This is a genomic window from Paenibacillus monticola, from assembly GCF_009664975.1.
Taxonomy (GTDB): domain Bacteria; phylum Bacillota; class Bacilli; order Paenibacillales; family Paenibacillaceae; genus Paenibacillus_AQ; species Paenibacillus_AQ monticola.
In genome coordinates this window covers 29,056-41,712 of record NZ_WJXB01000018.1, presented here as the reverse complement: position 1 = coordinate 41,712, position 12,657 = coordinate 29,056, and the positions used below count along the sequence as shown (strand labels likewise).

The 12,657-nt window shown below is 44.0% G+C and carries 11 protein-coding genes; 9 read left to right on the top strand and 2 right to left on the bottom strand.

The window, feature by feature from the left end:
- Window positions 1-101 precede the first annotated feature (101 nt).
- On the top strand, window positions 102-983 hold the full coding sequence (locus GJB61_RS28820) for a cation diffusion facilitator family transporter (RefSeq protein ID WP_154122489.1): 882 nt from the start codon (window positions 102-104) through the stop codon (window positions 981-983).
- Window positions 984-1,182: 199 nt separating this feature from the next.
- Window positions 1,183-2,016 carry a C40 family peptidase gene (locus GJB61_RS28815; RefSeq protein ID WP_154122488.1) on the top strand — a complete coding sequence of 278 codons (834 nt, stop codon included), beginning with the start codon at window positions 1,183-1,185 and terminating at the stop codon, window positions 2,014-2,016.
- A gap of 416 nt (window positions 2,017-2,432) precedes the next feature.
- Here the strand turns inward: GJB61_RS28815 and GJB61_RS28810 are convergent, their stop codons facing one another.
- Window positions 2,433-2,819: a hypothetical protein gene (locus tag GJB61_RS28810; protein WP_154122487.1), complete on the bottom strand. Its 387-nt coding sequence runs from the start codon at window positions 2,817-2,819 to the stop codon at window positions 2,433-2,435.
- 188 nt (window positions 2,820-3,007) lie between these two features.
- Window positions 3,008-3,175 carry a DUF1328 domain-containing protein gene (locus tag GJB61_RS28805; RefSeq protein ID WP_154122486.1) on the bottom strand — a complete coding sequence of 56 codons (168 nt, stop codon included), beginning with the start codon at window positions 3,173-3,175 and terminating at the stop codon, window positions 3,008-3,010.
- Window positions 3,176-3,367: 192 nt separating this feature from the next.
- Here GJB61_RS28805 and GJB61_RS28800 point away from each other — a divergent pair, with 192 nt between their 5' ends.
- The 7 genes from GJB61_RS28800 (at window position 3,368) to GJB61_RS28770 (ending at window position 12,577) form a co-directional block, all read left to right on the top strand.
- Complete coding sequence (locus GJB61_RS28800; RefSeq protein ID WP_154122485.1) at window positions 3,368-3,880, top strand: DUF948 domain-containing protein; 513 nt, start codon at window positions 3,368-3,370, stop codon at window positions 3,878-3,880.
- Between the two features lie 21 nt (window positions 3,881-3,901).
- Window positions 3,902-4,444, top strand: a complete 543-nt coding sequence (locus GJB61_RS28795) for a hypothetical protein (RefSeq protein WP_154122484.1) — start codon at window positions 3,902-3,904, stop codon at window positions 4,442-4,444.
- A 90-nt stretch (window positions 4,445-4,534) separates the two neighbouring features.
- Window positions 4,535-4,882 carry a YflT domain-containing protein gene (locus GJB61_RS28790; protein ID WP_154122483.1) on the top strand — a complete coding sequence of 116 codons (348 nt, stop codon included), beginning with the start codon at window positions 4,535-4,537 and terminating at the stop codon, window positions 4,880-4,882.
- Between the two features lie 205 nt (window positions 4,883-5,087).
- The gene (locus GJB61_RS28785; RefSeq protein WP_154122482.1) at window positions 5,088-6,260 is read left to right on the top strand and encodes a SpoIIE family protein phosphatase; all 1,173 of its coding nucleotides are present in this window, start codon (window positions 5,088-5,090) and stop codon (window positions 6,258-6,260) included.
- Window positions 6,257-9,931, top strand: coding sequence for a response regulator (locus GJB61_RS28780; protein ID WP_154122481.1), 3,675 nt, complete (start codon window positions 6,257-6,259; stop codon window positions 9,929-9,931). The genes GJB61_RS28785 and GJB61_RS28780 overlap by 4 nt, the downstream gene beginning before the upstream one ends.
- A gap of 85 nt (window positions 9,932-10,016) precedes the next feature.
- Window positions 10,017-10,886 carry a CheR family methyltransferase gene (locus tag GJB61_RS28775; protein ID WP_154122480.1) on the top strand — a complete coding sequence of 290 codons (870 nt, stop codon included), beginning with the start codon at window positions 10,017-10,019 and terminating at the stop codon, window positions 10,884-10,886.
- 20 nt (window positions 10,887-10,906) lie between these two features.
- Entirely contained in the window at window positions 10,907-12,577 is a 1,671-nt protein-coding gene (locus GJB61_RS28770; protein ID WP_154122479.1) for a response regulator, read from the top strand.
- Window positions 12,578-12,657: the final 80 nt, after the last annotated feature.

Below are 12,657 nucleotides of genomic sequence, written 5' to 3'. Positions count from 1 at the left end.
TAATTGTTTTTAAATGCTGCCACAAGGGCAAGAATAATTGAAGGAACTCTTTGCTTCCAGAAATACTGAAATTATAAGGCTACAAGAGGGGGTGAAGGGAAATGAATGATATTTATGAAGATATACGTAAGGGTGAACGCGGGGCCTGGGTAAGCATAGCAGCTTACCTCATCCTATCGACCTTTAAGTTAATTTGTGGTTATTTGTTTGGATCGAGCGCATTGCTGGCAGACGGCTTTAATAACCTTACAGATATTGTTGCTTCTGTAGCGGTGTTGGTAGGTCTGCGTATATCACAGAAACCGCCGGATTCTGATCATCACTATGGGCATTTTCGTGCCGAGACGGTAGCTGCGTTGTTGGCTTCTTTCATTATGGCGATGGTAGGCATTCAGGTTATTGTAGAAGCGATACGTTCTTTATTTGAAGGAGCCAAGGAAACACCACAGCTCTGGTCGGCGGGTGTGGCTATTGTGTGCGCGGTGGCGATGATGGGTGTATACGTATATAACAAAAGACTGGCCAAGCGGATTAATAATGGGGCACTTATGGCTGCTGCCAAAGATAATTTCTCTGATGCTATAGTTAGTATCGGAGCTGCGATAGGCATTGTTGGGGCACAATTTGGACTGCCGTGGATTGATTCTGCTGCTGCGGTCGGGGTCGGACTGCTTATCTCCAAGACGGCTTGGGATATTTTTCGTGACTCTACCTATCGGCTCACGGATGGCTTCGATGAGCACAAACTGATGGATCTGCGCAGCACCATTGCCCGCACTCCAGGGGTAGAAGGCATTAAGGATGTGAAAGCTCGTGTTCACGGGAATCATGTGCTGGTGGATGTCGTTGTGGAGGTAGACGCAAACATTACTGTTCTGGAAGGTCATAAGATCAGCGACTCCATTGAAGAGCGGATGAGTAAATTACATAACATCATGAATGTGCAGATTCATGTTGAACCCAAAGGCATAACAAAGATATGATTTTCTATTATTATACAATGATAGACATATTCAAGGAGGATTCAAGACTATAGACCTGTATATTACCACAAAATGGAAACCTTATTTGTGAAATTTGGAGCATGTTCCAAATCCCGGGTAGGCCTATAATGAGGGCAGAAAGCAATAAATGTTGTGCGCACCTTTGTTGTATTTCTCAATTTGTTATTCGGGGGAACCTATGATCAAGTCACATAAGCAACTTACAGCATCGCTTTTGGTCTCAGCCGCACTTGCCGTATGCTTGGGCGTTATCAGTCCTCAGCCGGCAGCTGCAGCTTCTCTTTCATCTAGTTCTTCAGTAACGGCTTCTGCCGCAACGGCGATCATCGAGTCAAGTGTTCGTTTGCGTATTACTCCTTCTACAAGTGGCACTGTATTGACCTACTTGAAAGAGGGTGAAATAGTAACGATCCTGGAGAAAACGAACAGCTACTGGTACAAAGTGAGAACTGCAACAGGCACCGTTGGATACACCAGTACTGGGGAGCAGTACATCTCTCTTATTTCTGGCAACGGCGGAGGTTCCGGTACGGTAACACCGGTACCAACAACACCAGCAACTCCGTCTCAAGGGAATACAATCGAGAGTGTGATTGCAGCTGGCATGAAATATCTCGGAACACCGTATGAGTTCGGCTCCAGCCGTAGTAATACCAATACCTTTGACTGCTCCGATTTCATCCGGCAAATGTTTCTGGATGCAGCGAATTTTAAGCTGCCTGCGGATTCACGGCAGCAGGGGGATTGGGTGAAGCAGAAGGGTACGGCGGTCACGAATATTTCTGCTCTAAAGCGCGGTGATCTAATGTTTTTTATGGACTATAAAGGCAGCTCGGCCTCTGCATATGCAGGCATCGATAAGTCCACAGCAAGAATCTCACATGTAGCTATATATCTGGGGAATGGGCAGATTCTACATACTTATTCCGTAGCTTCTGGTGGGGTAAGAGTAGATAATTTAAGCGCTTCTTGGATGAATCGTTTCCTCTTTGGAGGTTCGGTCATTCGCTAAACATATAGGTTTCAAATGTTGCAGGAAGCGAAAAGCATCGCAGGTTTGTGACGGGTGAACTAGGGCGGTTGTAATCGTGGGGCTATCTTTTCAGTAGAATTGCTGAGAGGATGGCCTTTCCTTATTTAAAATATAAGAATTTATATGCTTCACACGATAACTTATCCTTATATTTCTCGAAGAAACGGGTGCCGTCCATATAAAGGACGGCGAAGCCGTTTCATCTTATTCTGTCTGTGAAAGTGCATAACGAAACGGCTGGCCAAGACCTTTTAGAAGGTCCTGATCAGCCGTTTTATTTTATGTACGCCCTGTAGGGCGTATTTGCTTATAAAGAAAAGCCCTTAGATTCCCGTCGTGGTGTTAAAATAAACGATATAGACGGGAACTATTTGTTTAGCTAAGTTGTGGAGTGATTACATAGTTGGAGTAATTATATAAGCGGAGGCAGGAACTTTAATCCATGCTTTTCCGAGCCAAGTATAAATTTCTCTCCATTCATTGCCCCATGTATCAGTCATGACTTGACCTGTAGTATCGATCGTTTGAGCACCAAGCCAACCTGCTGGTGTAGTAGTACTGCCCACAGTAAAGTGGAATGCTGTTGTTTTGGTCAGAATAATCATCGGTGTAGCCGGATGAATATCCGCTGGTGTGATTACAGTCTCAAATTGTTCAGTGTAAGTGCTTCCTGTTACCGTTGTAGTACCTGTAGTAGTACCTGTTACGTCTGCGGCGGAAGCTGTGGCTGCTATGCAAGCCATAAGTCCGACGGCTACTGTAAAGCTGGCGATTTTTTTCATGTGAAGTTCCTCCTGTTAATGGGTTTTGGCTTTGGCGCTTTTTTCCATGTACGCTGTTTGCTAATAAGGTAGTAAACATAAAATGGGTATGATGAACCACAGTGGAATATATATTTATTTTTCCATGACAAGTGAAGAATAATAGTGTATACTTTCAGCTTGATAATTTCAAAATAAAAACCAGCTTTCTACATCGATCTGCCCCTGCGCCCTGTGAAGAGCGATATTATGAATACCACCAAAAAGATATAGAACAATAATCTGGCAATTCCGGCAGCTGCAGCCACAATACTAAAGAAACCAAAGATTCCGGCAATTAAAGCAATTATAAGTAGTATGATAGATCCTTTTAACATTAGGTGTCCCCCTTTCCTTCTAATATGAGGTAGACATATTTTAAACGGCACTTTTGGAATTGAAACAGGGCAGAGGGGGAGTTCTAAAGAGGTTGATTAGTTGTTTCGGCCCATTAGTGAAGGGGTAACTATGCAGTATTAGGGCAGTTCATTTTTAACTAGCCATTTATGATTTGGAAGGGGTTATTGGATATGATCATTCAACTTAGCGTAGCGCTTGCAGCTGTCGCATTCACAGTACTTGTTTTCTTTTTAATTACAACCTTGAAATCGGCGAAGGGATCTCTCGACAAAGTTAGTCAGACCTTGCAGGAAGTACAGAAGACGATGGATGAGCTAACTTATGAAGTGAAAACTACAGTCAGACACGCTAACGATATTACTTTAGATGTGCAGGGCAAAATTCAAAAGATTGATCCCATTATGGATTCAGTACAGAATTTGGGTGATGTTATGAATGAATTAACGCTGACTGTTAAGCAAGTATCCGTAACTGCTATTGAGAAGTATCGTAAATCCCGTGAGCTGAAAGAAAGTGCCAAAGCAAAAGCTATTTCCTTATCGAATGAGACACTAACACCGTCTGAAGAACGTACAGTTAATTCCTATGAAACGGTGTATGCCAAGAAAAAAACAGGGAAAATAGGTTCTGTCCTGAAGGGTGTAGATTTAGCAGCAACCGTCTGGCAGAAATTCCGCCATTAGGATAAGAAGGGGGACAACAACATGAACATTATTATTCTTTTGCTAAGTCTCCTTTCTCCATACTTTAATGCACCGCCCACACAAAGTGAGCCGATTCCTGTCGTTTCCTTGGCGAAGCAACCTTCGATTGTCCTGGCCTTTCAACAGGATCTCAGCTCCACTTCAAATGCCTACATAAGCAGCTTTGATTCTTTGGCAGACGTATCCCTTTATGCGACCAAGGAAGAACTTATACAGGCTAAAGGGAAGCCGCTTAATATAGTGAATGAACTCTGGGAGGACTGTCTAGAGTATCAATACGCGGATATGTCTGCTGGGGTCTCGAACGGGATAGTGATCTATGTTCATGTAACTCCAATTCAGGCACAACAGTATGGTTTGCAGCTTAGTGGAGTAGAGATTGACCCTGGCAAGGGCAAGCTTTCAGAGTTGCTGGGAGCCCCTGACTTTATCGCTGAGGACGGCGATGTTTATATGAGAGGAAGAACAGCGCTCAAGATTTATCGTAATTTGGTTACGGGTGAATGGGATGGAATTGATTTATTTGATGGTAGTTCTTCTTAAATTGTTTCAATCTCATCCATTATGGTTATAAAAGATCAGTTATCTTTTTGTCGAACTGGCCCTTTATATAACCTAAGGAGAGTGAACTCTATGGATTCGATCAACGCACAGTCGTATGCAAAAGTGCTGGAAAATGGTGTTCAGGCTATTGAGGAAGTGAAGCGGCTTGGAAGCAGCGGCTATAGTAAGTCGGAGATTTATGTAATTAGTCATGATGAGGATCGTGAAGGTCGGATTGTTGATGCCGCAAAGATTAATGAGATCGGTTTGCAGGAAGAAGGATTGTTTGGGGCTATCGCCAATCTTTTTCGTTCACGGGGTGAAGCACTCCGCTCCAAGATCACGTCATTAGGATTTAGTGGAGCAGAAGCAGCCTTTTACGAGAAGGAGCTTGATTCAGGTAAGGTTCTGGTTATTGCCAAGAAACCCCTGTTCTAAGTACCGACTGCAGCAAATATGTACCCATAGTTCAATAGCGTAACCTCTAGAACCACTGTGTATTTAGTGGAGCTGGAGGTTACTTTGTTGAAGAACGCAGAGAAGAATGACTTTATTTAACAATAGATTGTAAATGGCAACAGACTACTTGAATAGGTATGATAGAGATATTGCAATACTACATAACTAATGTGAGGTGAGAACGATGAGAATATTAATTGTAGATGACAATCCGACCAACGTAATTATTATCCGTGAAATTCTGAAAAAGGAAGATTACCGGAATTTTATAACCGCATCGTCAGCCAAAGAGATGCTAGAGCTGCTTGGCATTCGTTCCCATAACGAAACAGGACGCACCCGAATGTCTGACGTGGATTTGATTCTGTTAGATATGATGATGCCGGAGATGGATGGAATTGAAGCTTGTCGTGTTGTTCAACAATACGAGCATCTGAAGGACATTCCGATTATTATGGTAACCGCTGTCGGTGATTCCAAAAAATTGGCGGAAGCCCTTGATGCTGGTGCTGTCGACTATGTCACAAAGCCGATTAACAAGGTGGAGCTCATGGCCAGAATCCGGCTGGCGCTTCGGTTAAAGCAGGAGAAGGATTGGCATAAGGAAAGGGATCAGCGACTTCAGGATGAACTGAAGCTGGCTGCTCTTGTACAGAACGCTGTACTGAGTCTGCCGCTAGAAGAGGAAGCTTTTGAAGTGCATGCAATCTATCAGCCATCTTCGGAGCTGGCCGGTGACTTATACGCCTGGTACGCTCTGGGTGACGGACGTTATGGAGTTATTCTGCTGGATATGATGGGACACGGAATTTCATCTTCACTCTTCTGCATGTTTCTTGCTTCTGTGTTGAAGGACACTGTGACTACTTATGTAGAGCCGGAAAAAGTCATACAGGAGCTGAATCGGCGGTTTAATCAGCTCTATATTGAGAAACAGCTGGTTCAGTACTATTTCACAGCCATTTACCTTGTCGTCGATACTCGCCTGAAGCGAATTGATTATGTAAATGCAGGACACCCGCCAGCATTGCTCTTTGAGGGTGCGGGCACGAAGCCGGTGTTGCTGGAGAGCAACTGCCACCCTGTAGGCCTATTTGACCGAATTGAGATTCAGCCGCAGACAATGAACTATGAGGACGAAGGGCATTTAGTGCTGTATACGGATGGTCTGCTGGAACTGGTTGAAGGTGAACAGGAGCAGCAGCTGGACTTTATGATTCAGCATTTGACAGGTGAGCATAAGTGGCAGGAAGAGAATATGCGTGCTGCCTTTTTTAATAAAAAAGCTATTAAAGAACGAGATGACGATAAATGTATGGTGTGGATATCACTGATGAAGGGAACAGATAAGGGATGAAGATTAAAGCCAAGCTGCTGATCGGCTTTAGTGCGATGCTGGCAATTATGCTTGCGCTAACAATGATTGGATATGATCGACTGAATTATATGCACAACCAGCTGGACGGCTTTCAAGATAGATATATGAAGGGGCGCGCTTCTTCGGGAATGCGTGGCGAAGTGAATGATATGGCGCGGATACTGACCACATCCATGCTGAATGCCGATGCGCTGACCGTGGAGTCCCAGAAAAGTGAAATTAGTAAAAAGGTCACCAAAGTAGAAGATTATTTTGCAGACATAAAGTCTTCGATGGCGAATGCGGAAGAGATGGAAATCGTCAATCGGATAGATAGCGCCTATTCTGCTTATTTAGATTATCAGAATAAGGAGCTGGAGCTGCTCACGGCCGGTTTATTTCAGAATGCCAATACCTACCGGAATGCCAAGGGACAGGATATTCAGAATGAGGTGTTGAACAGCTTAAACAGTCTCTCTGATTACAACGTATTCATGATGAATGAAGAAAGTACCCAAGCGAAGACAGCATATGATAGCTCCATTCAGACAGTGACCTTAATTATGATCTTGGGCCTGCTACTCGGGCTTGGGGTTATATTATGGGTGATACCAAGTATTACTCGTGGTCTAAATGTTGTATCGATGATGATCAGCAGCTTTGGTAGTGGCAAAATAAGAGCCATCCGACGAATAAAGGTTACCTCTAAAGATGAAATCGGCGATGTTGCGCGTGTCTTCAAGGAGATGGCTGAAGATATCGAACAGAAGCAGCAGATGGAGAAAGTTTACGCTCAGGCGCAAACTGACCAGTCCTGGCTAAATGCGAATGTGGCTCGGGTCACCGAGCTGCTGCGCGGTGTGCGTTCATTGGAACAGATCGCCCAGACCTTTATCAGTGAATTTACTCCGGTGCTGGGTGCTCAATACGGCGCAGTCTATTTAAAGGATATCCATAACCCGGAATTGCTGAAAAGCAGTGGTTTCTATGCCGTCGATCATGATCAGTTGCCGAAGGAAGGTTTTCTGATTGGTCAAGGACTTGTGGGACAGAGCGCACTCGATAAGACACCCATCAGACTGAATAAAGCTCCTGATGATTATATTACTGTTTCTTCCGGACTAGGGGACTCCCAGCCGGGGAATATTTCTATTTATCCACTTTTATTCGAGGACGAGCTTTTGGGAGTCGTCGAATTTGCTTCGTTTACTCCGTTTAGTGCACTGCAGAATGAGTTGCTGCATCAACTGGCAAAGAATCTGGGAGTGGTGCTTAACAATATTAGCCGCCGACTCAACGTGGAGGAATTGCTGCGGGAATCTCAGGCACTTACAGAGGAACTACAGTGTCAGTCGGAAGAAATGCAGACACAGCAGGAAGAACTCCGCCGTTCCAATGAGAATTTGGAGGAGCAGACGGATGCGCTTCGTCGTTCTGAAGAATTGCTGCAGCGCCAGCAAGAAGAACTGGAGCATTATAATACTGAGCTTGTCTCCAAAACTCGTGCCTTAGAGGATCAGGTACAGGAGGTTGAGGAGAAAAAGGATGAGATTGAACATGCACGCAGTCAATTAGAGAAACAGGCTTTGCAACTGGCAGTTACCAGTAAATATAAATCGGAATTTCTGGCGAACATGTCCCATGAATTGCGGACACCGCTTAATAGTCTGCTTATCCTGTCTCAATTGCTTACAGAGAATAAGGAGGGCAACTTGACCGAGAAACAGGTGGAGTTCGCACATACAATTTATATGTCCGGTGCCGATCTTCTGAAGATGATTGATGAAATTTTGGATCTGTCCAAAGTCGATGCAGGCAAAATGAGCCTGAATTATGAAGAGGTACGGCTAACGGAGCTGAAAAGCTTCATAAAACAAAATTTTGCACCACTGGCAAATAAAAAGGGTCTAACGTTGCGCTTTTCCTTTGCGGATACGTTGCCGGAGAGTCTAATTGCTGACAATCACCGACTGAAGCAGGTTCTGCGTAATTTGTTGTCCAACGCCTTTAAGTTCACAAGTAAAGGATTTGTAGAATTTTCTGTAAGCCTAGCTGACAGCGAACATCTCCCATATGATTTGCCACGCGAAGTAGAATATATGGCCCTTGCCGTAAAAGATAGCGGTATTGGTATTCCAGCAGACAAAATGGATATTGTGTTCGAAGCCTTCCAACAGGTGGACGGGACTACCAGCCGCAAATACGGCGGTACCGGGCTCGGACTTTCGATAAGTCGAGAATTAGCACGTCTAATGGGTGGGGCTATTGTACTGGAGTCCCTTGAGGGGGAAGGCAGCAGCTTCACTTTATATTTACCGGTTAAAGCCGATTATAGTTTGCAGCCAGTCGCTGTTGATGTTGCTGCTGCCCAAGAAGCCACTACTTTGGCAGAGTATGTCGAAGAAAGGCTGACACATACCCTAGCTGGCACTCTCCCAATGCCTTTATCTCAGGTGCAGACAGTGATAGCGGATGACCGAGACGAGTTGACCTCAAAAGATAAGATTTTGTTGATCATTGAAGATGATGAAAGCTTTGCCAAAATATTACTCGATATGGCCCGCAGCCGTGGCTTCAGGGGACTGGTAGCTCTACAGGGAGATATAGGACTGCAGATGGCCAAAGCTTATTTGCCAGATGCGATCATTCTTGACATTCAGTTGCCCGTGATAGATGGCTGGTCGATTCTTAGTGAGCTGAAGGGCGCAGCACAGACCCGTCATATTCCCATTCATGTCGTCTCCGTTAGTGATGAAGTAAAGCAAGGACTAATGATGGGTGCGATGGCTTTCTTAAGAAAACCTTCGTCAAGAGAAGCATTGGAGCGGGCCTTCTCGCAGATTGAGAGCTATACATCCAGTACCTTGAAACATCTGCTGATTGTAGAGGATGACGAAATTCAGCGTCGTTCGATTATGGAGCTAATTGGTCACGATGATGTTGCCATTACCGCTGTTTCCTCAGGCCGCGAGGCACTGGAAGAATTGCGTAAGCAGAAATATGATTGTATGGTTCTTGATCTGATGCTTGGTGATATGAATGGCTTTGAACTGCTGGATCAAATTCGGGATGATGAGAAACTGAACGATCTGCCAATCATTATATATACCGGCAAAGATCTGGATGCCAAAGAAGAGACGCGGCTGCGCAAGTATGCTGAGTCCATAATTATAAAGGATGTACGTTCGCCGGAAAGACTGCTTGACGAGACCACACTTTTTCTCCATCGTGTAGAAGCAAATATGCCGGAGGACAAGCGTAAAATACTGCAGAAGCTTCATAATAAAGAAGAATTGTTCGACGGCAAAAAAATATTGCTTGTCGATGATGATATCCGTAATGTATTTGCTCTTTCAAGTGTACTGGAAGGGTATCATATGGAAGTGAAGTTTGCGGAAAATGGCCGTGAAGCGTTGGAAATGTTAATAGAGCACGAGAATTTCGATCTCGTACTCATGGATATGATGATGCCGGAAATGGATGGATACGAGGCCATGCGCCGCATCCGCCAGATGCCGCAATATCAAAGGCTGCCGATTATTGCCCTTACAGCCAAAGCCATGAAGGAGGACCGTGCTAAGTGTATTGAAGCCGGAGCTTCTGATTATATGAAAAAACCGATCGCCACAGATCAGCTTCTTTCCTTAATGCGTGTTTGGCTGTATTCGTAACTCCAATTTTGGGGTAATGAACTCATAACACTACAAACAGCCAGTCTAAGAAGATATGGCAGGTGGTAAGGGAGTAGGGATCACAATGACAGCAATGAAACCTGAATATGAGGGAAAGACTATTATAACGGATGTCAAAAACGAATTGGAGCAGATCGAAATTGAACTGCTGCTTGACGGTGTACATCGTTTATATGGATATGATTTCAGGAATTATGCGTTGCCCTCCTTGAAACGGCGTATCTGGCATCACGTTCATGCGGAGAATGTACCTACCATATCCGCGTTGCAAGAGAAGGTGCTGCATGATCGTTCCTGCTTCGAACGATTTATTTATAGCCTTTCTATACCTGTAACGGAAATGTTTAGAGATCCGGGATTGTTTCTAACCTTTCGACAAAAAGTAATCCCGTTGCTACGTACCTATCCTTACATTCGAATATGGCATGCAGGCTGCTCCACAGGCGAAGAAGTTTATTCCATGGCTATTCTGTTGCATGAAGAGGGATTGTATGACAAAGCACGCATTTATGCCACAGATATGAACGAACGCTCTTTACAGCAGGCTAAAGAGGGCGTATACGATATTAGTAAGATGAAGCAGTATACCAAGAACTATCTGGAGGCGGGCGGAACACGCGCGTTCTCTGAATACTATACAGCAAAGTATAATTCAGTGATTTTACAGCCATATTTACGCAAAAATATTATTTTTGCCGAGCATAATCTGGCCACCGATACTTCATTTAATGAGTTTAATGTGATTTTATGCCGCAATGTAATGATCTATTTCAATGATGAGCTTAGGGATCATGTACATGGCTTATTCAATGAGAGCTTGAGTCGATTCGGAATACTTGTGCTCGGTTCTAAAGAATCTATTCATTTCACCGGGTATAGCGACAGCTACGAACCCCTGGACAGAGTGGAAAAAATCTATCGAAAGATTAAATAGCAGCTTTGGGGGAGGGTCCTATGGGGTTTCAAGAACCGGTTCATATACTACTGGTAGACGACCGTCCGGAAAATTTGCTGGCGCTGGAGGCAGTGCTTGATAATCCGCAATACAAGCTAATAAAAGCCATCTCCGGCGAAGAAGCGCTGCGATGTCTAATGAGATATGAGTTTGCAGTGATCGTACTGGACGTACAGATGCCGGATATGGATGGAATAGAAACCGCCAAATTGATTAAGGCCAGAGACAAAACGAAGGATATTCCGATTATTTTCATTTCGGCTAACAGTAAGGATGCGGAGCATCTATTCGCAGGTTATTCAGCAGGAGCCATTGATTATATGGTCAAACCCTTTATCCCACAAATTCTGAACTCTAAAATCGAAGGTTTTGTTCAAATGTATTTGACCAGCAAAAAACATCAGACCCAATCTATGTTGCTACAGCAAAAAACACAAGAGCTGGAAAGAATTAATGGTGAGCTTGTCAAGGCTAAGGAAGATGCGGAAATTGCTGCCAAAGCTAAGACGGAATTCCTGGCCATGATGAGTCATGAGATTCGTACACCTATGAACGGTGTAGTAGGAATGATTGATCTGTTAATGGAGACAGAGCTTGCTCCAGAGCAGAAGGAATATACAGAAATTATTCGTAAAAGTGCCGATACGCTCATTACTGTAATAAACGATATTTTGGATTTCACGAAAATGGAATCGGGAAAAATGGAAATGGAAGAGCAACTGTTTGAACTCCGTTCCTGTATTCAAGAGGTATTTAATCTCTTCTCTGTGGAAGCGAGCAAGAAGAATTTGGAGCTTGTCTTTTTTATTGATCAGAAGCTGCCAAAGCTTTTATATGGAGATATGGCCCGTCTTCGTCAGGTATTAATTAATCTGGTTGCGAATGCAGTTAAATTTACCAACCAGGGCGGCGTCTATTTAGTTGCTTCCAATTCACAAACAGCGGATAATAAGATGGTATTAGAATTTACCGTTAAAGATACTGGCATTGGTATTTCCCCAGAGAAATGCGATCGTTTGTTTAAACCGTTCTCACAGATTGATTCTTCCATGACACGGAAATATGGAGGGACTGGCCTTGGACTCGCCATCTGCAAATCTCTTGTAGAGATGATGGGCGGTGAGATCCGGGTAGAATCCATGGAGGAAAAAGGGGCAACCTTTGTCTTTACCATTCAAGTGTCTGCGCCAGAGGAAGAACTGCTAGGGAGCAGCCAGGAAGAGGAACCCGTTGAGGTTATTCCTGGTGAACATGCACAAAGCAAAGCTCTGATCGTGGATGATCACCCTATCAACCAGAGGCTAATGTCCAGCATGCTGCAAAAGCTGGGTCTTAAGGCTGATATTGCCGAAGATGGCGCTCAAGCCGTTTTGATGGCGCTTAGTTATTCTTATGATTTCATCTTTATGGATCTGCAAATGCCCGTAATGGATGGGTTGGAGGCTACTGCACAGATTCGTCTCAGTGGGGGTCTATCGGCCCAGAATGCCGTGATTATTGCGATGACTGCTAATGTGATGGATGGGATTCAGAGTAGATGTTTAGCTTCAGGGATGGATGATTATATTAGCAAACCGCTCAAATTGAGTAGTATTAAGCAGATTATCACCCGTTATTCCCCAAAGAATAAATTGTATCCCGAGCGCAATACGTCTATTTACAATGCTTGATCTATTGAATAATATTTACCTGCAGATTTTTTGTTTCAAGAGTAGGACTTTAGGGTTATTGGTAAAGAAAACACTTATCA